The organism is Halalkalibacter wakoensis JCM 9140, assembly GCF_000513095.1.
In the GTDB taxonomy this organism is placed as follows: domain Bacteria; phylum Bacillota; class Bacilli; order Bacillales; family Bacillaceae_D; genus Halalkalibacter; species Halalkalibacter wakoensis.
This window is the reverse complement of record NZ_BAUT01000049.1, coordinates 1-23,182: the sequence shown is the minus strand read 5'-3', so window position 1 is coordinate 23,182 and position 23,182 is coordinate 1. Positions and strand designations below refer to the sequence as shown.

Here is a 23,182-nt window from a genome sequence, read left to right as displayed (position 1 = left end):
CTTTCACTGTTGTTTGTGAAAAGATGTCACACACTACTATGTAAGTAAAATTCCTTATGGAGGTTGTACCACGACTTGTTAATAGCTGTCAATGTTAGAATTTTCAATACAATAATAAATAATGAAAAAACAATCCATGAGATCTCTAACACCTTTACTTCACCATCTATTCTTACATTCCCTAGAAACCTTTTATTTATGTGAGTATTACTAAAAAAGCTCTATAAAAAAGCCCCATCTTTCCCCTAATAAAATGAGACTCTCTTATTTGTCAATCTATATATCTCTCTACAAAAGACCAAACTGTATTCCAGTACAATTCAGGATCAACTTTTTCAGCATCGCCATGCCCTGCCCCTTCAATAATAAGCTTTTCTTTCTCAACAGTGGCAGCACGATAAACTTCATCTAACATCTCATATGGTACAAATGTATCAGCATCACCATGAATGAATAGCATAGGTGTATCACTTTTTGCCACTTGATCGACAGCTGAAGCTTCATATAAATCATATCCAGCTCTCCATTTTGTTACGGTGTTCGCAGCGTTCATAATAGGAAACTCTGGCAATCCAAATAAATCGTCTAATTGATAGATAAACACATCGCTAACAGAAGAATACCCACAATCTTGCACAATCACTTTGACATTGTCCGGCAAGCTTTCTTCTCCAGAAGCCATCATGACTGTCGCCCCTCCCATCGAAATGCCAAACAACACAATTTCAGCGTTAGGGTCTTTTTCGATAATTAGATTGACCCATTGAAGCAAATCTAACCGGTCATGCCACCCCATACCAATGTAATGTCCTTCACTATTTCCATGCCCTCTTAAATCTGGAACGACTACATGATATTCTTTTTCATAAAAATGACGGGCATACCTTGTCATGGATGACGCACTACTCGTATAGCCGTGAACGACTACTGCCCATTTGTTCGTTGGTCTCTCATTCTCATAGACATCTGCATGTAGTTGCAAATGTAGCTTATCTGTCGAAGTAATCTGCCACTCACCTAGCTTAGTTTCTTTTTTAAACAACTCATCAGCTATTTTAGCTTCTTCTGCTACCGAAGCTAACACGGCTTCACTTTCGGCTAAATGAGGATTATCATCCAGAAATTCTTTTTCCTCTTCTACATCTAATGCAAAATTATAAAAGTAATTGCCAACAAAACCGTAAGCTAGAATACCAATGGCAAGTATGCCCCCTGCTAGTAATAACAGTTTCTTCACATTTCTTCTCCCCTGTTGATCTTTTTATTTTCTAGTGGATAAACAGAATAATAAATTACATTTGAATTTAAGGGTTTTAAGTTTATGTTATCAACTGAACTTTTTTTAAGATACCAATAAACCCCATCCTCATCACACGTAAATTCCGTTACATCATCTGCTAGTTCTTTAATATGATCTGGGGCATTTTTCATCGCAACAGCAAACGGAACAAAATTTAGCATAGGAATATCATTGTTGCTATCTCCAATAGCCATGATCCCTTCTGCTGACAGACCAAAATGGTCCAATAATTCTTGAATACCTGTTGCTTTATTCACATCAGCTACCATAACTTCAACATTATGAAGAGAGGACGTTGAAGTTGAAAAATCAGTTGTATTCTTGAGCTGGTCCAATTCTTCTTTCCACTTATTTATGTGTTCTTGTGTTCTAGCAAAAAAGTAAAATTTTGAAAATGCTTCTCCTACCACGTAATTCTTCCAAACAATTTCGTCTTTCATCGCTTGTTTTCGTGAAAGCCATTCATTAATTCCTACATCCTCTGGTTTCGGATCTCTAATTTCCTCCTCCATGAAAGATTGGTCTTGTCTCAACGAAATCCGGTCGCTGTTATAGGGGAATAATTCATAATAGACTTTGTTTTCTCTTGCTTTTTCAATGATAATCTCCACTAATTCACGTGAAAGAGTATGCTCAAAAATAACTTCTTTCCCTAAACCAACATATCCTGCCATCCCGTTTGACGTAATAACACCATCAACTTGAAAGCCTTTCGGAACGATTCCTTCAATTTCATCGACTGATCGTCCTGTTGCAATAAAAACATACATCCCTTTGTTTCTTAGTTGATCAATGATCTCTTTTGTATGTAAACTAACTCGATTTTGATGATTTAGAATCGTGCCATCCATATCTAGAAAAATGGCCTTCGGTTGTTTGAACTCCACTACAAAACCTCCAATTTTTGTATTAATTGTTTATTTTGTAAGTATACACGTTGCCATATGCTCCTTCAATTTCTAGGAATTGAATCTTGTTTATTACTTAGGTCGAGGTCATCATTTCCGAAGAAATACCTTACGCGAACTTTTGTTTCATATTCGTAGAAACTTTTCTGAAATTCGTCCCAATTTAAGCCTACCAGCCAAAAAAGCAAGCAACGATTGCTCTCGCTCTCGCACTAAGTTAAAGAAGAATCAGAAGAACTATCAAACGCGCTTTTTAGGCATTTTGAACTACACCTATTACCAGCCGTTTAAGTTTAATCTGTTAGAAGTTCATGAAACTTACACCCACTCTTTACAAACCATTCATTCTCCATTAACAATAACACCCTAAACTGATTGTAGGTAGAGCGATGGCAGGGATCGCTACTACTGGCAGCGGAGGCGGGGCTGTCAGTAACATTTCGTTCATGGTGTAACAACCCATAAAAGCCAAGAGAAGAAACTCTCTTGCTTTTATACTCTTTTATTTTCTAATTGACTGCCCTTCTCTTTCTAACTGCTGAATCAAATTTTCCTTTAATTCTTTACAATCACGTGGAAGTGTTTTTGCTAACATGGCGTTAATAATCTTTGCAGGGATCCCTGTTCCGCTCATATCGAGGTTAAACTCCACCTCTGTTTTCTCTGGTCCTTCAGCAAACGCTTTATATGAACCCTTTCCTTTAATCCCTTCTTGCTTTGCTTCTAATAAAAACTCGACACGCTCTGGCTTAATTCTCTCTGTAACTGTCACTGTGAAATCGAGCTTCTTTTTTAAAATACCAAGATCACCTTTGAGAGCCCAGATCGAGACATGTTCATCCAACTCCTTAAACGAAACATATCCCGGCATACATGGAGCCCAGTTCTCCATATCTTTTATAAACTCCCACATGGTTTCAATGTTGCAATAAACAATCCCCTTCTCCCTTGCTACTGGCATAAATCACCCTCCTGAATTTATTCCTCTACTCATTCAAAAGAATATTCATGTAGATTTAGAAAGATTCATGTTTCCTCTTTTCTAAGATTGTCCTTATTTATGTTTTTGTAGCGAAAAAGAAATGCAGACTCATGCAGCTATTAACAAAAAGCATGAATTGTTTTAAATTAAAACAATTCATGCTTTTTAATAGACAATTTCACCTTGAAAAACATACGTATTTCGTTCTACTTGAATTTCACCCTCATTACGATTTAACATCATTGAAAAATTGTCTGGCTTTTCCCAATAATAAATCCCAGCTTTTGTTTCAATAAAGAAAAACCTTCTTAAGAGCACAGATGAATCATCAGCAAACAGCGTACCGTCTAAGCGAATCTCAAATTTCTCGTTATTCTCTGTTTTATGAATATCAATGTACTCTGAATGATAGTCCCCGTGTTCATCCGCTTCTTTTAATAATAAAGAAAAGTCAGATGCTTGGAAAACCTCTTTTAACGCAACTTGTATAAATTGGTGATCTAGCTGTTCTTCCTTCCTATGCAAGTCATGCAAGTATGCTAGTTCCTCCACCGTTAAAAGAGGTTCATTTGCTAATACTTTGTTATACAAGGTTTGATGTTCAATTAACACATAATAGTCAGCTAAAAACTGACGATCGTACTCATATATGGCAGACATTTGTTTATCTGTCGGGGCATGTATAAAATCTTGAACACTTTTTTCGTATTGCCTAAAACTTTCAACCGCATCATCATATGTTCGATCTGTCGCATTCGTTTTCCCCTGAAAGAATAGTAGAATGATCGTGGCAAGGACGATTCCAAACCCTTTTAGTATCAATTTCACATGGGTTCCTCCCGTAGAACAAAAAGATGTATCAATTATAGCGTTGTTTCGGGAAAATTCATAGATTTTCTCACTAGCCTTGAAGAAAACAGGAATTTTCTTTCATAAACAGTATCAGATTTGTTTTGAAAAAGAAGATAAAGTTCCTGAAAAGTTAATTCCGTTCAGGAACTTTATCTTCTTTTTTTAGACTGCTAAACAACAAGCTTTTATAAAAGTAAGTTGATACAAGGGTTGTACTATAAATAATCGGAAGTACGAACCATCCATTAACTTTTAACATTCCTTTTTTAAATAAAAACAAATCACAAGAAACCATTGTTAGTAATAATTTCACATAAGTTGTTGGTTTATTAGCTACTCTTAAAAAAGAAGCAGCTACTGATACAATTAGCCCCCTTATCGGAGAAACAAGCAGATGTTCTTTCCAATTAAAATGATTTCCGATCCCATATTGGACCTTTTTCATCAATGCCAATACAAAGACTGTGTTCATCCATGTGGCTTGAACCATATTGAAAAACGAAATGTTAAGGACAATTGAATTTCTTTTATCAAGTCCTTTTTTCCAATAATCGTTTAAAAGAAACGAAAAATAAATCATTACAAATGTATACCTTGTTTTCCACCAAAAGTTACGAAAGATGCCTAGTTGAATGAAGAACTTCTCGATCATGGCAAAAAACAGAGAATAGAATAGTTTCATTTTCCAACCAAACTTAAAGGCAGTAATAAAAAGAGCTGCAACTGGAACATAAAACAGTTGAGACCAAACTGAGCCAACAATGTTATCTAGCTCTTTGTTCTTCAAGAATTTGGGTCTGTATTCATAACCACGAAACAACACAACAACAACATATTCAAATAAATACGCAAAGCCCGTATAAGACATGATTAGGACAACAAGTTTTTTTCTATTTACATGTTTCCTAAATGTAACTAGTAAAATAATGCCTTGAATCAAACCAAGTATAATATATGGGTATTTATTTTTATTTTTTCGTTTAGTCCACATTATTGTAAGTATTCCTTTCACGTTTTTTTTAGTATACACACCCGCAGACGACAATAATCGACAAACCCTCAAATAAAAAAGACAGGGAAGATTCCCTGCCTAACTCATATTTATTAATACACATCACGCTGATAACGTTTTTCCTCTTTTTGCATCTTCGTTACATACTCTTCAGCTTCTTCTCGACTCATGCCGCCTTCTTTTTCAACAATATCAAGTAACGCTTCATGGACATCTTTGGCCATATACTGCTTATCTCCACAAACATAGAAATAGGCACCGCCTTTAATCCATTCGTACAACTCTTTACTTTGCTCTAGCATCTTGTGTTGAACATAAACCTTTTGGTCGGTATCCCTAGAGAAGGCTACATCAAGTTTTGTTAGAACACCGTCTTCTTGGTATTTTTTTAATTCATCCTCATATAGAAAATCCGTTGCTGAATGGCGATCACCGAAAAATAGCCATGTTTTCCCTTCTCCACCTGCTACAGCACGTTCTTCGATAAACGAACGGAACGGTGCAATCCCTGTTCCAGGACCAACCATAATAATATCTGTCTCTGTTGACTCTGGCAAAAAGAAGTGTTTATTAGGTTGAAGAAAAACAGGTAATGTTTCCCCTTCGTCTACACGCTCTGCACATTGAACCGAGCATACCCCTTCTCTTTCACGACCGTGAGCTTCATACCGAACAGCCCCAATTGTTAGATGAACTTCATCAGGGTGGGCGCTTAAACTGCTAGCAATTGAGTAGAGGCGTGGCGGCATTTTTCTTAAGAAAGCCACAATTTCTTCAGCTGAACCGTTTAATGGACCAAAATCACGAATTAAATCTAGAAGGTCCCGTCCTTCCATATATTCTTTTAATTGATCCTTGTTTTCAGGTAAGATCAGCTCTTGAATATCTTTATTATCCGTTAGTGTTGCTGCTTGCTGCACAATTTTTTTCGTCAATAATGTAATTTCAAAGTAAGTTGTTAATGCCTCTCCTAACGGTAACGTATCTCCCTTTTTGTTAATTGGAACGATTTCATCAGGGTTCCAATTCATTTCACTTAGAAGAGTCGATACCAATTTAGGGTCGTTTTCAGGGAAAATCCCTAGGCAATCTCCAGGAACATATTCAAGATTGGAGTCTTTTAAAGATAATTCTACATGCAGTGTTTCTTTGTTTGATCCAGGTTTATTTAAATTGTATTTCTTTAAAACCTTTGCTTCATATGGGTTTGTTCGTGAATAAGGGACAGAAACGGCTTCCCCATCATTTTTCACACTATTTTTTTCCATGATCTTCACCTCTCGCAGTATATCCTTAATGAATTATATCTTCTTCATTAAATCTCTTTATCCTCTAAATATCCAGAATTTCTCGGTTACTTTACTCAAGTTTCTTCTTTATTAAAGTATTTGTTACTTGAACCAATTTATCCTTATGTTAGACTTCCCATGTACTACAGTTCAAATAATATGCTCAATTTTCAAGAAAATGAAGAAACGTTGCTTGCTGATCTAACAACGAGAAGGTAAACTATACTTTGTTTTGATAAAGTAGGAGGCTAGCAAATGAACATTATTGAAGTTCATCATTTACGAAAAGAATTCAAATCGTACTCAAGTCGTTCTGGTTTATCCGGAGCCTTTCGTGATTTGTTTACAAGAAATTATAAAGTATTGGCTGCTGTTGACAATGTATCATTAACGATTAAACAAGGGGAAATGGTCGGATACATTGGAGAGAATGGAGCAGGAAAATCAACAACGATTAAAATGTTAACTGGTATCCTCACGCCCACATCGGGATCGATTGTCGTAAATGGAATGAATCCACATAAAGAACGGGAGCAATTTGTGCGATCCATTGGTGTTGTATTTGGTCAACGGTCACAACTTTGGTGGGATATTGCTGTTCAAGAGTCATTCCGCCTTCTAAAAAAGGTGTATCGTGTTTCCGATGAAGATTACAACAATCATATGGGGCATGTTATTGAAACGCTCGAAATTGGACCATTGCTTGATAAGCCGGTCCGCAAACTTTCACTTGGGCAGCGAATGCGTTGCGAACTAGCGGCTGCACTTATTCACAACCCTCCCCTACTCTTTTTGGATGAACCAACCATTGGTCTAGATGTATTAGTAAAATTAAAGATTCGTAAGTTTTTAAAAGAGATCAATGAGCAATACAAAACAACGATTTTACTGACAACTCATGACTTGACAGACATTGAAGCATTGTGCGAACGAGTTATTTTACTTGATGAAGGAAAGATTGTTTACGATGGTAAATTAAACAGCCTTCAACGTAATGCTGTTGAGGGAAAACAAATTGAATTTGAATTCCTTCAACCAGTCGAAGGAATTAAGTTACCTCAAACGTTGAATGTCCAGTGGCAGAAAAAAGATGCAACAACATGGTTGGCAAGCGTAAGTGGTGATGAGCAATCTGTATCTGAATTAATTAGTATTGTCGTTCAAGAAAACCCGATAAAAAATGTACGGATTAATGAAATCTCCACGGAAGAAATCATTCGTAAAATTTACGAAGAAGGCATGGCCATCTCATGAGTCATTATATCGAAATGATCAGAATCCGCTTCCTAATGATGCTAGCATACCGGACGAACTATTATAGCGGGATCTTAATTTACAGCATTAATATTGGTGCTTACTACTTTTTGTGGACAGCGATTTATGGAGGACAAGAGAATATCCAAGGATTGTCCGTTTTACAAATGACCACCTATATAGCCGTTGCTTGGATGGCACGGGCTTTTTATTTTAATAACATTGATCGGGAAATTGCTAATGAAATTAAAGATGGAAAAGTAGCTATTGAAATGATTAGGCCTTATAACTATTTAGGAATGAAAACAATGCAAGGGTTAGGCGAAGGAATTTTTCGCTTGTTGTTCTTTTCAGTACCAGGTATGGTGATCGTTGCTCTCATTTTCCCGATTACCTTTTCAGCAAGTGTTTCAACATGGATGTTTTTCTTTCTTTCCCTTATATTTAGTTTTATTGTGAATACGCAGATTAATTTGCTAACTGGAATAATGACATTTTTTCTATTTAATAACTCTGGGCTTATTCGGGCAAAGCGCGTCGTCATCGATTTGTTTTCAGGACTTTTGTTACCTATTTCCTTTTATCCACTATGGGCACAATCTATTATGATGTATTTGCCCTTTCAAGCGATTAGCTACATTCCAAGTATGATTTTCACAGAAGGATTCATAGGACGTGAAATTTATACTGCTGTGTTATTGCAAGCTTTATGGGCACTTATTTTATTTATCCCTATACAACTGTTATGGATGCTAGCCAAAAAACAGTTGGTTGTACAAGGAGGCTAATGAATGTTTTATATTTCCATCTTTTTTCAGTATGCCTCACAATACCTAAAAACAAGATTAACGTACCGTGTTGATACAGTTGTTGAGATCTTATCTGATTTACTGTTTCAAGCTGTTAATTTAATTTTTATTTTAGTTGTTTTTGGTCACACGACTCTTCTCAGTGGCTGGAACCGTGAAGAAATTATTTTTATTTATGGATTCTTTCTCGTGCCTTATGCTGTGTTTACTTCTTTTTTTAACATTTGGGACTTTAATGAACGTTATATTGTTAAAGGGGAAATGGACCGTGTTTTAACTCGTCCCATTCATAGTCTTTTTCAAATCATTATGGAGAGAATGGAGCTTGAGTCTTTATTTGGTGTTATTACCGGATTAGCAATAATGTTTTATGCTGGTTCTACCTTAGGGTTATCGATCGCTTGGTATGATGTGTTCATCTTTTTGGCAATGGTAATTGGCGGTGCTTTTATTTACGCTGGAATTTTTATTTCACTTGCAAGCATTGGCTTCTGGTCGGACAGTCGTACTGATATTATGCCAATGATGTACAACATTGGTAACTATGGGCGCTATCCAGTTGATATTTATCATAATGTCATTCGTTTCGTCTTAACATGGATTTTGCCTTTTGCTTTTGTCGGCGTCTATCCTGCAGCTTACTTTCTACAAAGAGAAGAATGGTATGTGTATGCCTTTTTGACACCTGTAATGGGGTTGATCTTCTTAACGCTTTCTGTTTGTTTATGGAATGCAGGTGTAAAAAAGTATCGCGGAGCTGGGAACTAGGTAGGTGTTTACTCATCTTGCCAAACACAAACAGAACAAGGTCTGACCGACTTATCTCAATCGGTCAGATCTTTTTTAAACTCCCCAATTGGCCATCTCTTCAATCTCAACGTGAGCCACTACCTCGTATCCATTCCCTTGCCCACGAGGCCGTATAACGACCGTCCCCATATCTGGAATCGGTCCTAATCCTATGTTCGCAGGGAAACTATGCGCAATAATGACTCCGTTTGTTCCTGGTTGTGGTTGTGTCTCTAAAATCGATTGAACACGATGTAAAATGGTTTGTTGTTGAGCGGGAGTAACATTAAAGCTTAAATTGTAAACATCCACCCAAAATGGGTCAACATAAACAGAACCCTCACCAAATGCTATCGCAGCCGTTTCTCTTGTTCGACAAAAGGGACTTGCCACAACTGGTGTCATAATCGGAATGTTCAAGCGACGTAGTGTTTCTCCGTACGTGTGCGCTTGATTTCGTCCATTTTCTGAAAGATTTCGTTGTGTTTGGCAATTTGTAAAATCCAAATTCGGTTGATCTACGCCGATCGTCGCCTCAGCATGCCTGCTATAGAGAGTATATCCCCCTTGACTAAGTAACTGTGGCAAAGACCTTTCTGATAAGAAGAAATCACCCGTGTTGTAATCATGTTGGCTCACTATAACCACTCCCGTATGATGTACTCTTTAGACATTTGTCTATCCATATAGGTTACTGTATGACATCAATGGTAAAAAGGTGTGAACTCATTTTCCTAAACAAAAACCCCTGACATCATTAATGAGTCAGAGGCTGTTTATTTTTTCTAAAATGTATGACTTAAATCTTTTGCACGAGCAATTGCATTTTCTTTGATCTCATTCGCTTTGTCAGGCATTGCATTATGTCCTTCAACAAACAAACCTTCAAATGAAGGTACCCCGAAAAACTGCATGATCACATGTAAATAGCGATGCCCCATTTCTAATTGTGCTGCTGGTCCTTCTGAATAAATGCCACCACGAGCTTGAATGTGTAACGCTTTTTTATCCGTGAGGAGACCGACTGGACCTTGCTCCGTATACTTGAACGTTTTACCGGCTACTGCCACAGCATCAATGTACGCTTTTAAAATCGGAGGGAAAGAAAAGTTCCACAATGGAGTGACGAACACATATTTATCTGCAGATATAAACTGCTCGCATAACTCATTCAATCTACCTACTTTGACTTTCTCTTCAGCATAAAGCTCGCTGAAATCTTGACCAGAACGAAGCTTTCCCCACCCGCTAAAAACATCAGCATCTATGTAGGGGATCTCCTCATTATATAAATCAATTGGAATGATTTCATCACTGGGATTCACTTCAGTATAAGAATCAATAAACGCCTTACCAACTGCCATGCTATAAGACTGCGTATCATTATGTGGGTGTGCTGTAATGTATAATACTTTTGCCATGTTAACCTTCCCCTTCAATTGAATTTCCAATCTAGTTTCTGTTTAAAAACATATTTCCATTCTCTTTTGCAAAAAAAAAGACGTCTGTAAAAAATAACGGGTTCCGTTACCTATTGCAAAAATTAAAAATGTAAAGTTATTTGCCTATCAAATTGTAAGTTAATTTGATAGGCATTTTTTATTGATATATAACCTTTCACCTTTTAATAAGGTGTTTATTTGTAGTACAATTTGTCTATAATATTGCTAATGTATACTACGGAGTATATATTAACAAATTACACTACAAATTTTGACGCAAATAAAGGAACATAAATTTGCCGAAATATGGGAGTTGGTTATGTTGAAAATTAAACCTAAATACCCAAATACAGAGGTTGTGAACCTAAAGTTATCCTTACGCTCTAGAAAAATTCTTGAACATTATGCGGATTATACAGGATTAACAGAAGCTCAAGTATTAGAAGAATTGTTACCTCACTTACTTGAGGATGACGACTTTATCAAATTTATCGAAAGTAAACGCAGTAATAAACGGATGAAGCGTGAATTAGGTATAGACTATGTATAAGATTAAACGTCTAGCGACTGTATTAGACCACATTTGCCACATTGAGCCTAACATCCCTTTAGAAGAACTAAGGAAGCGTGAAGATGATTACAAAACACTTTCTGATAAGAAAATGAAAACTTCATATATCAACTTTACCTTCCGACCTGTCCACTTGTTCTGGGGAGAACATGAACATGAAATTCAATTAAATTATTGTTCTGACCCATTTTGCAAGAACCATCATCAACCTCAAAAGGATTATAAAGTTGGTAAATTTAAAAGGTACAAATTCACGGGGAAGGAAGAGTCAAGAACTATCAACTGCGTACCCGACCCGACAGATAAATCGGGTGTTCCAACATTAGGGTGTTACACTAGAACTTTTTCTAATTGGTCTTTAGCAACTGAAATCGAACGGTTGATACGCATCAACTCTACTGTTCCTCTTGAGCCAGACTACACGTTTCATAAAGAAGGCTGCTTGGATAGCGATAACACTTACTTCGAAAATCCTAAGTCCTTTTACAAACGTGGAAAAGCTACTTCCAAAGCTCAAACCGTTCAATGTAAAAAATGTAAGAAGTATACCAACATCTTACCAAGCAAATCAGAGACCACTTCCTATAACCAAAAGCGAAATGATATTTTGCTTACATTTGCACAGCATTTGATTAACCGAGTACCTGTTTCTAGTACATGTAAAATTTTAGGTATTGGTAGAAGCACCTATTATAGTAAGCTAGAGTGGCTATATCGTTGTTGTCTAGAGTTTTTAGAAACTCGCGAGACAAAGCAATTCGCGAAGACGACATTCCCTAGAATATGGTTAAATATTGATATGATGATGTATTACCTAAATAATGTCCGAAAGAAAGGCGAACCGAGAACAAGAGGAACTAAATCTGAGAAGCAATTACCTACACAGACAGTTGTTTCTACTGACTCATTATCACGATATGTTTTTAGAGCAGACGTAGCCTATGATTGGGATATAGACTTTAAGCAAATTGAAATGGATACTCGAAAATACAAAGATGACCACTTACCAATAGAACTTAGAAAAAATGCCAAGTATACAAAATACTCATTCTATCCTATGAATCCTACAACGAATGACACAGAGAGTTCCAATGACTACCACCGTCTTATGCAAGAATATAAATTGAGAGCTAAGTATGTTGATGGCTTACATGTGAACCATACTTACACAGCGATGGCTCAGTTGTTCCTAATAAAGCAGTTGGTTAAAACGGATAAGTGGCGTATGGTAAGTGATGATGATGCGGTATTGAAAGCAGCTATCAAAAAAGTTTTTATCGAGGAAATTGGACAAGGGAAATTACATTACTTTGTTAATACATTCGATAAGACACTATCTAAGGAAGACGCATATCAGGAGTTTATCGAAGCTAACAAATATTTGCGTAAATGGTCTGAATTTAATAATCTGGATGACCTCTCAGAGCGTGAGCAAGCCGTCGAATATTTGAAGCGAATATTAGCTACCCATAAATTTTACGAAACCAAAATTGCTCCTGATGGAACGTCCTATCGTGTTCACAAACCCAATAAGATTGAACACCCTATTGCAATGGCAGACCGTGGAAGTCGTTATATCGACGCGATTACCGATACCTCGAATTTGTCGGACGAGCATATAGCAAGACTAATTGTTCGAGCAAATGACAATTCAGTGAACGCTTTCCTCCAAGAAATTAGACGAAGTTTATCTTTCTTAGAAAGACCGCTAGTAACATCAAGGGGAGATGGTAAATCGTATATATACAGCAACTTCAATCCTAAATATGCTCAAATGGCAATTACGATATTAAGAACTTACTATAATTTTTGCGAACCTTTTAATGCTAACGGTGACAAACAAACGCCTGCTCAACGAATTGGTATAGCCAAAAAGGTTTATAGTTGGAGGGATATTATTTATAAAAAATGATTCAGAGTTTTACAAATTATTAAAATGAAGAAAGGTTTTTATGTTAATATTAGGAAAAGAGTTTGTGAAAAGGTGTACTAACGAAGCAGTAGAGTTGAAGAATTTTTGTTTAAAGAATTGGCTATCCAATTCTTTTTTTTATTTCATTCAAATGAATACTTGAATAATTTTTAAAAAGGGATATACTATAATCAAATGAATATTTGAATGAAAAGGAGTGATAATAATGGGTAATAAAGAATCTTGTGAAATCTATATTTATGACGAGGAAAAGGTCAATCGAATACAAGATGATTTACAAACAGTAGATATTTCTAGTGTTGCCCACATGTTAAAAGCTATTGCCGATGAAAATAGGGCAAAAATTACTTATGCTTTATGTCAAGATGAAGAACTTTGTGTGTGTGATATTGCAAATATCATTGGAATTACGGTTGCCAATGCTTCACACCACTTGCGAACGCTTCATAAACAAGGGGTTGTGAAGTTTCGAAAAGAGGGTAAACTTGCGTTTTATTCGTTAGATGATGAACATATCAAGCAGATAATGATTATTGCATTAACTCATTCGAGAGAGGGGGAAAACAATGTCTGAACAAAAAGTAAATGTGAATGAACAAGAAACAAAAACATATCGTGTTCAAGGGTTCACCTGCACTGACTGTGCGAAAAAGTTCGAAACGAATGTAAAACACCTGGATGGTGTTTTGGATGCAAAAGTTAATTTTGGTGCTTCTAAAATCACGGTTACTGGTAAAACAACCATAAAATCACTTGAAAGTGCAGGAGCTTTTGAAAATTTAAAAGTTCGAGATGACAAAGAACAAAGAGTTGAAAGGGTTGCCTTCTGGAGACAAAAAGAGAATTTCAAAGTGTACATTGCAACATTTTTGTTGATTAGTAGCTTCTTTCTTCGATTACAATTAGGGGAAGAGCATATTATTCCTATTATTGGGTATGCGGCATCTATTGTAATTGGTGGATATTCTTTATTTATTAAAGGGTTAAAGAATTTAGTTCGTTTAAATTTTGATATGGCAACACTTATGACAGTAGCGATTTTAGGAGCAGCTGCCATTGGTGAATGGGGAGAAGGAGCAGTAGTTGTTATTCTCTTTGCTATTAGTGAAGCACTGGAGCGGTATTCAATGGACAAAGCTCGCCAATCGATTGAATCGTTGATGGATATTGCCCCTAAAGAAGCACTGATTCGTCGTGGCAATAAAGAAATGATGATTCATGTTGATGACATTCAAGTTGGCGATGTTATGATTGTAAAGCCTGGGCAAAAATTAGCGATGGATGGAGTCGTTATCAAAGGAACATCAACTTTAAATCAAGCAGCGATTACTGGAGAAAGTGTTCCCGTAACAAAGACTATTGATGATGAAGTGTTTGCTGGGACTTTAAATGAAGAAGGTTTACTTGAAGTAAAGGTAACAAAACGAGTAGAAGATTCAACACTGTCTAAAATTATTCATCTAGTTGAAGAAGCTCAAGCTGAACGTGCACCTTCTCAACAATTTGTTGACCGTTTTGCAAAATATTATACCCCTGGCATTATCGTTTTTGCTCTTTTGCTAGTAATAGTTCCTCCATTATTCATGGGGGCGGATTGGAGCGAATGGATTTATAGGGGGTTAGCTGTATTAGTGGTAGGTTGCCCGTGTGCGTTAGTCATTTCAACTCCTGTTTCCATCGTTACAGCGATTGGAAATGCAGCTAAAAATGGTGTACTAATTAAGGGCGGTATCCATTTGGAAGAAACAGGGGGACTGAAAGTTATAGCATTTGATAAAACAGGAACTTTAACGAAAGGTGTGCCTGCGGTTACTGATATTGTCACCTTTAATAATAATGAAGAAGAATTATTGACTATTACAGCAGCTATTGAAAATGGTTCACAACATCCTCTTGCTTCAGCTATTATGAGAAAAGCAGAAGAACAAGGTTTGAACTTTAATGAAGTATTGATTGAGGAGTTCCAGTCCATTACAGGAAAAGGTGTAAAAGCAATTGTTAACAATCAAATGTACTATGTCGGAAGCCCAAATTTATTTGAGGAAGTTCTTCCTAAAGGTGTAAATGCAGAAATAAAAGAAAGTATTTTAAATCTTCAAACACAAGGAAAGACGGTCATGGTATTAGGTACAGACAAAGAAGTTCTTTCTTTAATTGCTGTTGCGGATGAAATAAGAGAATCGTCGAAAGAAGTTATTCGCAAACTTCATCAAGCTGGCATTGAAAAAACAGTGATGTTGACAGGTGATAATAAAAGAACAGCTGAAGCAATAGGAAAACAAGTGGGTGTTTCAGATATTGAAGCAGATTTACTTCCAGAAGATAAACTTAACTTTATCAAAGAACTAAAATCTAAACACTACAAGGTTGCTATGGTTGGTGATGGTGTAAATGATGCACCTGCATTAGCTGCTTCTACTGTTGGTGTAGCTATGGGAGGAGCTGGTACGGATACAGCACTTGAAACAGCCGATATAGCTTTGATGTCAGATGACTTAAGCAAACTACCATATACGATTAAATTAAGCCGTAGAGCATTAACTATTATTAAACAAAATATAACCTTCTCTTTAGCTATCAAAGCGATTGCTCTACTTTTAGTGGTTCCTGGATGGTTGACTTTATGGTTGGCTATTTTTGCTGATATGGGAGCAACATTGCTTGTTACATTAAATAGTTTACGTTTGTTAAGGATAAAAGAATAAGTTTATGATAGCAGATAGATAATCACTTCATGGTTTTAAATTATTTCTCACATATTCTTCTTAAAGTAACGAGAAGATTGTTGAAGAAGCGATTGAAAATATATAAAAATGGTCCAGTTGATAAACTGGACCATTTTTATATACTAAAAGCACCGCATTTTGCGGTGCAATTAGGCGTACATACTATTGTGTAAAATTAAGTTTTGTGATAGGTAACGGAACCCGTTACTGTAAAAAAGACATCTCTTTTAGAAAATTTATTTTTGATCCTCATTGGCAAAAGGGTTTCCGCTAATAGTCGCTCTCATTTCATCCGTTAAAATCAATGGCTCATTACCCACCTGATCCACTGCCTCCATGTTTTGAACACTACCATCATAATGATTTGGTTTGTTTTCCATATGTAAGTCACCTCCACCTTTTCGCTTAGTATATGCTATATTTTTCTAGTTATTTGTGATGAAAGGATAGAAAAAATGCAAGGTTTATCCATTGGAAACGAATACAATTTAAAAAACAGGAATGAGCATTTCATCATCCCTGTTCATATTTAATGTAAGCCTTTACATTAATCGTAATAATAGAGTTAAACTAACCAAGCACCATCTGGGTTTCCGTAGTTCTTGAAAATTTCATCTCTACTTTGTAATGCTAATTTGCGAACTCTCTCCATATCAATATTCACCATTTTTCCATCGCGCTTTACTGCTTTTCCAGCAACAAAAACAGAATCGACGTTTCCTGAATGTGTACATTGAACAACTGTTCCAATTGGATCATTGACTGGGAAAATATTTAGATCTGTTGTGCGAATCATAATCATGTCTGCTTCTTTTCCTGGTGTAAGAGTCCCAATTTTATCTTCTAATTGTAATGCCTTTGCTCCCTCAATAGTCGCATATTCTAATACTTCGCGTGCAGAAAGATTTAATGGTGGCCCTGGCATATTTCCACTAGCTAAAACAGAGTCATTGACTCGAGAACGTTCTGCTTGTAACGTAAATTTCATCTGTGCGAACATGTCTCCACCAGTTGATGTAACTACATCTACTCCTAAACTTGGCCGCAACCCATTCTCAATGCAAAGTCCTGTTGCTGGATAACCATGTCCCATCATCATTTCAATTTCTGGAGTAACCGAAATGGATCCACCTTTTTCAACAAGCATTTTGATTTCCTCAGGACTAACAGCATTTGCATGGACAAAATTCAAATCAGGTCCTAGCAACCCAGCATTGTTTAATTTTTCAATTGAACGATCAGCTGCACCCCATGTTCCAAAACCAAGATGCATGCTACATACGGCATCAAGCTCACGGGCCAGTTGAATTTCTTTAACAGACGTTTCCCACGAACAAAATTCAGGACCGCGAATTGCTAAAGCCATCGTTAACAGTTGGTCCTTTGTTGAAAAATGAGTCGCCTTTATTTTTCGTGCATCTTCACCATTATCAATCTGACTTTCTCTACTCCAATACTCCCCGTCTCCTGGGCAACCATGTGCAAAGACAACACGTGCATTGGATTCCTTTAACCCACGAATCATTTCTTCTGTATGGTCATTTGATATAATCATCGACCAATCAAGGAAAGTTGTGACACCCGCATCAAGAGCTTCAATGGCTCCTAACAAATTGGCAATATAATCATCTTGAGGCGTTCTTCTAGATCCAATATTGCCGTAGTAAATGCTACTTAAATATTTTTGTAATGACCAATCTGCTCCCACATTTCTAACAAGTGACTCCCATGTGTGACGGTGTGAATCAACTAATCCCGGCATAACAATCATATTTGATGCATCAATGATTTCACAATCGGACGCTTCAATATTTGGTTTTACTTCAACAATTTTTGTTCCTTCAACTAATACATCTGCTTGCTTAAAATCACCGATCGAGTTATCTAATGTTAAAACAATTCCACCTTTAAAAAGTTTTCGATTCACCATTCTATCCCCTTCCAAATTCAAATTATGAAAAAAGTCTATTTTGTGATTGAATGGATTTCCATTCAATATCAATGGTGTAATTTATGTTTAATAAATGATGAATGTTTTGAATTAAATCATCTCTCCATCTAAGGAGCTCATTTATAGATACATGTTTTTTTGTAGATACGACTAGTTTAACAATCTCATATTCTATTTTTATTTTGTGTATATTTATATCTCGATCAGCCATGATGAGGACAATATCTTTCACACATTGAGGAGAGATAATTACTAAGTCTTTCCCTGTATAAACAGGCTTAACAACAACAACTTCTTCTTGCTTTTTCCCTAGTCGAATAATTACCTTTTTAAACCAACTACCAAAATACGTTCTCGTTATATCCGCTGGATAAATTGGGATAACGTGAAAATTTTTACTTCTTCTTTCTGTTGCTATCGCTAATTCTTTTGGTGATTGAAATTTTTCAATAGAAATCCATTCAATCGAAAGTGGTAATTCCAGGCGTTCAACGATTTTGTTTATCATTTTTTTGGACGTACCAATAACAAGAATGGAGTCTAGCGGATTCATTCGTAAATATTTTAATACTTCATTACGATGACTATCAGAGAAAAAGGTTGCTCGTTTTGTTGCAGCAATTTAGAGACGTTTCATTTTTCGCTGATTTTCCCGCAACTCTTTTTTTATTCATAATTAAGATCCCATCATCAATGACCGCTTCAATATTATAAAAAGAAACAATCTCAGATGATTTGTGACTCTTTCCGGTACCACTTTTCCCATACAACCCAAATACTTTCATAGGGTGGACTCCTTTTTTCTTCCTAACCTACCTACTGAAAATTCGGTTTTCGCTTCTCGACAAATGCTAAACAGCCTTCATGAAAGTCTACTGGATCAACGAAATCAAACTCTATGTCATTTGGAAGCGTTGTCATATTAGCCGATTTTTTTACCGCCTTCATTGAAGCACGAGATTGTTTGCTAATCATTTTAGCTAAATCAAGTGCATATTTGTCTAAATCCTCACTTGAAACAACCTTATTGACTAGACCCATATCATAAGACCTTTGATAATCATAGATTTCATTTGTCATAACAAGTTCCTTCGTCCTACTTGGGCCAATTAACCTTGAAATTCTTTGGACAAAAGTTGGACCAAGTTTAATTCCCAACCTTCCCACAGGTATACCCATTCTCGTATTTGGTGTCCCTACTCTTATGTCAAATGCTAACGAAAAGACAAAACCTGCTCCTAGCGTAGGACCATCAATGGCTCCAATCACGGGGATTGGCAAGCTTTCGAAGGTTGAGATGGTTTCTTCCATTAATCTAAACGCTTCATTTGCTTCATCGACAGACATTTCGCAAAACTCTTTAATATCCGAACCTGCTGTAAAATCACCGGTGATCCCTCTAACTATCACAACTTTGTTTTTTGGATTTGCTTTAATCTCAAGTCCAATTCGTTTTAGCTCTCTCCACATATTTGACGTTAACGCATTTCTACCTTTGGACGATTGATCGTCACAATGGCAATTTTGGCCGCTTCCTGTAAAGTGATTTTCCCATCTGGAGCTCTTTTTATAAGGACCCTCAAATAAAACCCTCCTTTCATTTGAGACGCCGTTTCATTTAAAAAGCGTTTTCCATCACTGAACCGTCTACGATCAGCTCTGCTTCTGTTAGTTTTACGACTTCCTCAACCGTGCTTCCTTTTGCCACCTCAATTAATTTTAACCCCTCGTTTGTCACATCAATGACTGCTTTATCCGTAATAATTCGGTTCACAACCTGTTTCCCTGTTAAAGGCAAAGAGCACTTTTTTAATAACTTTGCGTCACCGTTTTTGCTAACATGTTCCATAATGATTAGCACTCGCTTCGCCCCATTAACTAAATCCATTGCTCCCCCCATGCCTTTTACTAACTTACCGGGAATCATCCAGTTTGCTAAATCTCCCTCTTCAGACACTTCCATTCCACCTAAAATGGCTAAATCAATATGACCTCCTCGAATCATCGCAAAGGACTCTGCACTATCAAAGAAGACGGCCCCCTCAATTGTTGTAACGGTCTCTTTTCCCGCGTTAATGAGATCCGGATCTAGTTGTTCTTCTGTCGGATATGGTCCTATACCTAGCAGGCCATTTTCCGACTGAAGAACGACCGTTTTTTGATCAGAGATGTAATTCGCTACTAACGTTGGCATTCCGATTCCTAAATTTACATAGCTTCCACTTACAATCTCTCTCTCCGCTCTTCTTGCGATACGTTCACGAATTTCAGCCTTATTCGTCATGTCTACCACCTCCTAGGTTTTCTAGTTTTGAACGGTTAATAGTTCAATTCTCTTTTCTTGCGCTCCTTGGATGAGACCTTGAACATAAATACTTGGTGTGTGAATAAAGTCCGGATTCATTTCACCAATGTCAACAATTTCTTCAACTTCAGCAATTGTTATGTTTCCTGCAGCCGCCATCATTGGATTAAAATTCCGAGCTGTTTTGTTGTAAAGTAAATTCCCCATCTTGTCTGCTTTCAGTGCTCGAACAATGCTAAAATCAGCTGTTAATGACTCTTCCAATAAATATTCTTTTCCATTAAAGACACGTGTTTCTTTTCCCTCCGCAATAGGGGTACCAACACCAGCTTGTGTATAAAAAGCTGGAATGCCTGCTCCTCCTGCACGGATTTTTTCAGCTAGCGTTCCTTGAGGTGTTAACTCTACCTCTAACTCTCCTGAAATCACTTGTCTTTCAAACTCCTTATTCCCACCTACATAAGAACCAATCATTTTCTTAATTTGCTTGTTTTGTAGAAGAAGTCCTAAACCCCAATCATCTACTCCACAATTGTTTGAGATAATAGTTAAATCTTTTACTCCTTTATCAACTAAAGCAAGAATCAGATTTTCTGGAATGCCTACAAGGCCAAATCCTCCTGCCATGATTGTTGCACCATCATGTATGCTTTCTACTGCTTCTGTAAAAGATTGATAAATTGGTTTCATGAATCTACACCCTTTCCATTAAAAAATGGGTACTTATGATTGAATCTGTTATACAAACCTTACTTTATTTTGCTGTTTTCCTAAATCTATTCTTCCATCAGAGCTTCTCACTTCGCACGTAATAAGATCCCCTTCTTTTAGGTAATTCGTGTTGGAAGCTTGGCTTTCGTTTAATTTTTCAACTTTTTGATCGAGCTTAACGAAAGGATTCATTAATAAATCTAAATCTTCTGGACTTAATTTTAATGCTACTCCTCCAGGTGTCCCTGTGAGAACAAGATCTCCTGGGTAAAAACTCATCAAACCTGATAATTCTGTTAGTGTTTCTTCTGGTTTAAATAACAATTGTTCAGTGTGAGCGGCTTGTCGGATTTCTCCATTAACAGATAAAGATAATTCAAGATTATGAATGTAGTGCGCTTCATCTTTATCAATTAAGTAAAGAACAGGCCCTACTGGACAAAATGTTCGAAAGCTTTTTCCTTTGTACCATTGTCCTTCTGTAAATTGTGTGTCTCTTGCTGAGACATCATTTGTAATGACAAATCCTGCTACATACTCTGCTAAATTATCAGGTGTGACTGTAATTGGTTGCAAAATTTCTTGCTTAATAATGATTCCGACTTCAATTTCATAATCTAATAGTTTTACGTGAGTAGGACTTAAAATATCATTGTTAGGACCTGTGATCGAACTAGCTGCTTTTGTAAAAATCAAATTAAAAGGTGGACGTTGCCCTTGCAATCCTGCTTCTTCTCGGTGGGCCGAATAGTTTGCTCCTTGGCACACGATTTGTGTTGGTGCCGTTACAGGACTTAAAAATGTTACTTGATTAGCATCAAGTCCTTCTATATTCTCTTTGTTTATTTCTTTCGCAACAGACACGCCATCTTTTAAAAAGTCAGCAAGCGTTAAATAACTTCCTTCTACCGGATAGACTCTTCCTTCTTCTAAAACTCCCCATTTCGTGCCATTATCCTCAAATCGTACAACATGAATTCCCATTTACATTTCCTCCTTTTTAGTTAGCGCTTTCATAATTTTTATTTACGAAGACTTTTTGCAAATTCAACATAATTGTTAACAACGGCATCTAGAAAGTCGATCGTTCCTGAATCCGTTACTTTCCCATTTTCGTCCACTTTATCTTGGACTTTTCCAATAAACACTTCATTGCCTGGAAGTACTTTTGCAGCTAAACCAGGTGAAGCTAATATTTGTCGCAAATGCATTTGACAACGAACCGTTCCAAGGACACCTGTACTTGCTCCAACAAGTAAGACGGGTTTATCATTCATTACTTTTTCAACACGTGATAACCAATCTAATGCATTTTTGAGCATACCTGGTACTGAATGATTATACTCTGGCGTTACAATAAGCACTCCATCTGCTTCCGCTACTTGTTCTTTAAATGCTTTTACTACCTCAGGTGGATCTTCTTCAACATCTTGATCAAAATATGGCAGAGCAGACATCTCAAGTATATTCACATCAAAGGAATCTTTGTATCTATCACGAAAAAAATGGGCAATTTGCTTATTAAAGGACTTTTCTCTCACACTTCCAACAAATGCAACTAGTTTCACGTTATTTCACTCCCTTTTAATACGCTAACCTCTTTTTGAAAGTTTCTTAGTTCTACTAATAATTTCTCTGGTTGTTCTAACATTACATAATGACCTGACTTTTCAATTGTCTTGATTGAAGTATGTTTGTTTAAAGCAAGTACCTGCTCACGAGAATCTTTTGGCAACATCCTGTCTTCATCTCCATAGATAATGAGTATAGGAACTTGAAGTTCGGCAAATGTTTCCTTGCCATTTTTGTAGTCGTTGCACGCAGAAAAATCTATAAAAATTTGATTCATATCAACTAGTGACAGCTCTTCTTTTTCTTCCTCTAATAATTTGGTATCAGCTTGTTTACTATAAGAAGCAAAAAACAAGCCTTCTGGGAACGTACCATTTTCTAGCTGATTCAATACTTTCTCATGAACGGGTAAGTGAAAATGACTAGCCACTAGTACAATACCTTTTACATTTGGGTTTTTTATTGCAAGATCCATTGCAATTAACCCACCCATAGAGTGACCTACGACAATGGTGTCTTCCCCAATGGACGACGAAAGTGCGCTAGAAAATTCACGAATCGTCCGTTCGCTCAATTCTGCATTTTTCTTACGTCCAGGTAAATCTATAAAGGTAGCTTCATCACTAGTGAAAGCCTCTTTTATCAACCTCCATTTGCTTTGTGTACCTCCAGCTCCATGAATAAAAAGAAATGTAGGACCATCGTTCTTCATCTTATTCCCCCTTTGAGATGTCTAAAAATTTGTACTTATTAATTAATAATATTATATTATTTAA

The 23,182-nt window shown here is 36.6% G+C and carries 25 protein-coding genes; 7 read left to right on the top strand and 18 right to left on the bottom strand.

Annotation, left to right across the window (positions count from 1 at the left end; translation table 11 throughout):
* Positions 1–271: 271 nt before the first annotated feature.
* The 6 genes from JCM9140_RS15780 to JCM9140_RS15755 form a co-directional block, all read right to left on the bottom strand.
* Complete coding sequence (locus JCM9140_RS15780; RefSeq protein ID WP_034748606.1) at positions 272–1,237, bottom strand: alpha/beta hydrolase; 966 nt, start codon at positions 1,235–1,237, stop codon at positions 272–274.
* Entirely contained in the window at positions 1,234–2,187 is a 954-nt protein-coding gene (locus JCM9140_RS15775) for an HAD family hydrolase (RefSeq protein WP_268870577.1), read from the bottom strand. Before JCM9140_RS15775 ends, JCM9140_RS15780 begins: the two co-directional genes overlap by 4 nt.
* 523 nt (positions 2,188–2,710) lie before the next feature.
* A complete protein-coding gene (locus JCM9140_RS15770) occupies positions 2,711–3,169 on the bottom strand; it encodes an SRPBCC family protein (protein WP_034748603.1) in 459 nt (152 codons plus the stop codon).
* A gap of 186 nt (positions 3,170–3,355) precedes the next feature.
* A complete protein-coding gene (locus JCM9140_RS15765; RefSeq protein WP_034748601.1) occupies positions 3,356–4,018 on the bottom strand; it encodes a hypothetical protein in 663 nt (220 codons plus the stop codon).
* A gap of 154 nt (positions 4,019–4,172) precedes the next feature.
* Positions 4,173–5,033 carry a hypothetical protein gene (locus JCM9140_RS15760; RefSeq protein ID WP_034748598.1) on the bottom strand — a complete coding sequence of 287 codons (861 nt, stop codon included), beginning with the start codon at positions 5,031–5,033 and terminating at the stop codon, positions 4,173–4,175.
* Positions 5,034–5,146: 113 nt separating this feature from the next.
* A complete protein-coding gene (locus tag JCM9140_RS15755; protein ID WP_052002316.1) occupies positions 5,147–6,322 on the bottom strand; it encodes a sulfite reductase subunit alpha in 1,176 nt (391 codons plus the stop codon).
* A gap of 276 nt (positions 6,323–6,598) precedes the next feature.
* Here JCM9140_RS15755 and JCM9140_RS15750 point away from each other — a divergent pair, with 276 nt between their 5' ends.
* Genes JCM9140_RS15750 through JCM9140_RS15740 form a run of 3 tightly spaced genes read left to right on the top strand, consistent with a single transcriptional unit; the run spans position 6,599 to position 9,174 of the window.
* Positions 6,599–7,597 carry an ABC transporter ATP-binding protein gene (locus JCM9140_RS15750; RefSeq protein WP_034748595.1) on the top strand — a complete coding sequence of 333 codons (999 nt, stop codon included), beginning with the start codon at positions 6,599–6,601 and terminating at the stop codon, positions 7,595–7,597.
* Entirely contained in the window at positions 7,594–8,385 is a 792-nt protein-coding gene (locus tag JCM9140_RS15745) for an ABC transporter permease (protein ID WP_034748592.1), read from the top strand. Before JCM9140_RS15750 ends, JCM9140_RS15745 begins: the two co-directional genes overlap by 4 nt.
* A gap of 3 nt (positions 8,386–8,388) precedes the next feature.
* A complete protein-coding gene (locus JCM9140_RS15740) occupies positions 8,389–9,174 on the top strand; it encodes an ABC transporter permease (protein ID WP_034748589.1) in 786 nt (261 codons plus the stop codon).
* A gap of 75 nt (positions 9,175–9,249) precedes the next feature.
* Here JCM9140_RS15740 and JCM9140_RS15735 read toward each other — a convergent pair whose 3' ends face one another.
* Both JCM9140_RS15735 and JCM9140_RS15730 read right to left on the bottom strand, forming a co-directional pair.
* On the bottom strand, positions 9,250–9,834 hold the full coding sequence (locus JCM9140_RS15735; RefSeq protein ID WP_052002315.1) for a histidine phosphatase family protein: 585 nt from the start codon (positions 9,832–9,834) through the stop codon (positions 9,250–9,252).
* Between the two features lie 146 nt (positions 9,835–9,980).
* Positions 9,981–10,616, bottom strand: coding sequence for an FMN-dependent NADH-azoreductase (locus tag JCM9140_RS15730; RefSeq protein ID WP_034748586.1), 636 nt, complete (start codon positions 10,614–10,616; stop codon positions 9,981–9,983).
* Positions 10,617–10,956: 340 nt separating this feature from the next.
* Here JCM9140_RS15730 and JCM9140_RS15725 point away from each other — a divergent pair, with 340 nt between their 5' ends.
* The 4 genes from JCM9140_RS15725 to JCM9140_RS15710 all read left to right on the top strand — a co-directional run bounded on the left by JCM9140_RS15725 (position 10,957) and on the right by JCM9140_RS15710 (position 15,846).
* Positions 10,957–11,187 (top strand): hypothetical protein, encoded by a 231-nt coding sequence (locus tag JCM9140_RS15725; protein WP_034748583.1) that lies wholly within the window; start codon positions 10,957–10,959, stop codon positions 11,185–11,187.
* Positions 11,180–13,120, top strand: a complete 1,941-nt coding sequence (locus JCM9140_RS15720; protein ID WP_034748581.1) for a hypothetical protein — start codon at positions 11,180–11,182, stop codon at positions 13,118–13,120. Before JCM9140_RS15725 ends, JCM9140_RS15720 begins: the two co-directional genes overlap by 8 nt.
* 226 nt (positions 13,121–13,346) lie before the next feature.
* Positions 13,347–13,715: an ArsR/SmtB family transcription factor gene (locus tag JCM9140_RS15715; RefSeq protein ID WP_034748578.1), complete on the top strand. Its 369-nt coding sequence runs from the start codon at positions 13,347–13,349 to the stop codon at positions 13,713–13,715.
* The gene (locus JCM9140_RS15710; RefSeq protein WP_034748576.1) at positions 13,708–15,846 is read left to right on the top strand and encodes a heavy metal translocating P-type ATPase; all 2,139 of its coding nucleotides are present in this window, start codon (positions 13,708–13,710) and stop codon (positions 15,844–15,846) included. The genes JCM9140_RS15715 and JCM9140_RS15710 overlap by 8 nt, the downstream gene beginning before the upstream one ends.
* 257 nt (positions 15,847–16,103) lie before the next feature.
* On the opposite strand, the gene JCM9140_RS23875 is transcribed toward JCM9140_RS15710, so the two are convergent.
* The 10 genes from JCM9140_RS23875 to JCM9140_RS15670 form a co-directional block, all read right to left on the bottom strand.
* Positions 16,104–16,247, bottom strand: a complete 144-nt coding sequence (locus JCM9140_RS23875; RefSeq protein ID WP_166485469.1) for a hypothetical protein — start codon at positions 16,245–16,247, stop codon at positions 16,104–16,106.
* A gap of 185 nt (positions 16,248–16,432) precedes the next feature.
* Entirely contained in the window at positions 16,433–17,797 is a 1,365-nt protein-coding gene (locus JCM9140_RS15705) for an amidohydrolase family protein (protein WP_081727723.1), read from the bottom strand.
* Positions 17,798–17,819: 22 nt separating this feature from the next.
* Positions 17,820–18,371: a hypothetical protein gene (locus JCM9140_RS22695; RefSeq protein ID WP_052002314.1), complete on the bottom strand. Its 552-nt coding sequence runs from the start codon at positions 18,369–18,371 to the stop codon at positions 17,820–17,822.
* Positions 18,372–18,405: 34 nt separating this feature from the next.
* Complete coding sequence (locus tag JCM9140_RS22690) at positions 18,406–18,603, bottom strand: hypothetical protein (protein ID WP_052002313.1); 198 nt, start codon at positions 18,601–18,603, stop codon at positions 18,406–18,408.
* A 31-nt stretch (positions 18,604–18,634) separates the two neighbouring features.
* The gene (locus tag JCM9140_RS15695) at positions 18,635–19,288 is read right to left on the bottom strand and encodes an enoyl-CoA hydratase/isomerase family protein (RefSeq protein WP_235715377.1); all 654 of its coding nucleotides are present in this window, start codon (positions 19,286–19,288) and stop codon (positions 18,635–18,637) included.
* Positions 19,289–19,436: 148 nt separating this feature from the next.
* Positions 19,437–20,102 (bottom strand): 3-oxoacid CoA-transferase subunit B, encoded by a 666-nt coding sequence (locus JCM9140_RS15690; RefSeq protein WP_034748575.1) that lies wholly within the window; start codon positions 20,100–20,102, stop codon positions 19,437–19,439.
* Between the two features lie 21 nt (positions 20,103–20,123).
* Complete coding sequence (locus JCM9140_RS15685; RefSeq protein WP_034748573.1) at positions 20,124–20,813, bottom strand: CoA transferase subunit A; 690 nt, start codon at positions 20,811–20,813, stop codon at positions 20,124–20,126.
* Positions 20,814–20,861: 48 nt separating this feature from the next.
* Positions 20,862–21,818 carry a fumarylacetoacetate hydrolase family protein gene (locus JCM9140_RS15680; protein WP_034748571.1) on the bottom strand — a complete coding sequence of 319 codons (957 nt, stop codon included), beginning with the start codon at positions 21,816–21,818 and terminating at the stop codon, positions 20,862–20,864.
* Positions 21,819–21,856: 38 nt separating this feature from the next.
* A complete protein-coding gene (locus JCM9140_RS15675; protein ID WP_034748569.1) occupies positions 21,857–22,402 on the bottom strand; it encodes an NADPH-dependent FMN reductase in 546 nt (181 codons plus the stop codon).
* The gene (locus JCM9140_RS15670; RefSeq protein WP_034748567.1) at positions 22,399–23,118 is read right to left on the bottom strand and encodes an alpha/beta fold hydrolase; all 720 of its coding nucleotides are present in this window, start codon (positions 23,116–23,118) and stop codon (positions 22,399–22,401) included. Before JCM9140_RS15670 ends, JCM9140_RS15675 begins: the two co-directional genes overlap by 4 nt.
* Positions 23,119–23,182 lie beyond the last annotated feature (64 nt).

Bases quoted from the DNA above. Each gene is read 5' to 3' on its own strand.
- JCM9140_RS15770 (WP_034748603.1), bottom strand. From the start codon at position 3,169: ATGCCAGTAGCAAGGGAGAAGGGGATTGTTTATTGCAACATTGAAACC.
- JCM9140_RS15760 (WP_034748598.1), bottom strand. From the start codon at position 5,033: ATGTGGACTAAACGAAAAAATAAAAATAAATACCCATATATTATACTT.
- JCM9140_RS15755 (WP_052002316.1), bottom strand. From the start codon at position 6,322: ATGGAAAAAAATAGTGTGAAAAATGATGGGGAAGCCGTTTCTGTCCCT.
- JCM9140_RS15750 (WP_034748595.1), top strand. From the start codon at position 6,599: ATGAACATTATTGAAGTTCATCATTTACGAAAAGAATTCAAATCGTAC.
- JCM9140_RS15745 (WP_034748592.1), top strand. From the start codon at position 7,594: ATGAGTCATTATATCGAAATGATCAGAATCCGCTTCCTAATGATGCTA.
- JCM9140_RS15740 (WP_034748589.1), top strand. From the start codon at position 8,389: ATGTTTTATATTTCCATCTTTTTTCAGTATGCCTCACAATACCTAAAA.
- JCM9140_RS15730 (WP_034748586.1), bottom strand. From the start codon at position 10,616: ATGGCAAAAGTATTATACATTACAGCACACCCACATAATGATACGCAG.
- JCM9140_RS15725 (WP_034748583.1), top strand. From the start codon at position 10,957: ATGTTGAAAATTAAACCTAAATACCCAAATACAGAGGTTGTGAACCTA.
- JCM9140_RS15720 (WP_034748581.1), top strand. From the start codon at position 11,180: ATGTATAAGATTAAACGTCTAGCGACTGTATTAGACCACATTTGCCAC.
- JCM9140_RS15715 (WP_034748578.1), top strand. From the start codon at position 13,347: ATGGGTAATAAAGAATCTTGTGAAATCTATATTTATGACGAGGAAAAG.
- JCM9140_RS15710 (WP_034748576.1), top strand. From the start codon at position 13,708: ATGTCTGAACAAAAAGTAAATGTGAATGAACAAGAAACAAAAACATAT.
- JCM9140_RS23875 (WP_166485469.1), bottom strand. From the start codon at position 16,247: ATGGAAAACAAACCAAATCATTATGATGGTAGTGTTCAAAACATGGAG.
- JCM9140_RS15705 (WP_081727723.1), bottom strand. From the start codon at position 17,797: ATGGTGAATCGAAAACTTTTTAAAGGTGGAATTGTTTTAACATTAGAT.
- JCM9140_RS22695 (WP_052002314.1), bottom strand. From the start codon at position 18,371: ATGAATCCGCTAGACTCCATTCTTGTTATTGGTACGTCCAAAAAAATG.
- JCM9140_RS22690 (WP_052002313.1), bottom strand. From the start codon at position 18,603: ATGAAAGTATTTGGGTTGTATGGGAAAAGTGGTACCGGAAAGAGTCAC.
- JCM9140_RS15695 (WP_235715377.1), bottom strand. From the start codon at position 19,288: ATGTGGAGAGAGCTAAAACGAATTGGACTTGAGATTAAAGCAAATCCA.
- JCM9140_RS15690 (WP_034748575.1), bottom strand. From the start codon at position 20,102: ATGACGAATAAGGCTGAAATTCGTGAACGTATCGCAAGAAGAGCGGAG.
- JCM9140_RS15685 (WP_034748573.1), bottom strand. From the start codon at position 20,813: ATGAAACCAATTTATCAATCTTTTACAGAAGCAGTAGAAAGCATACAT.
- JCM9140_RS15680 (WP_034748571.1), bottom strand. From the start codon at position 21,818: ATGGGAATTCATGTTGTACGATTTGAGGATAATGGCACGAAATGGGGA.
- JCM9140_RS15670 (WP_034748567.1), bottom strand. From the start codon at position 23,118: ATGAAGAACGATGGTCCTACATTTCTTTTTATTCATGGAGCTGGAGGT.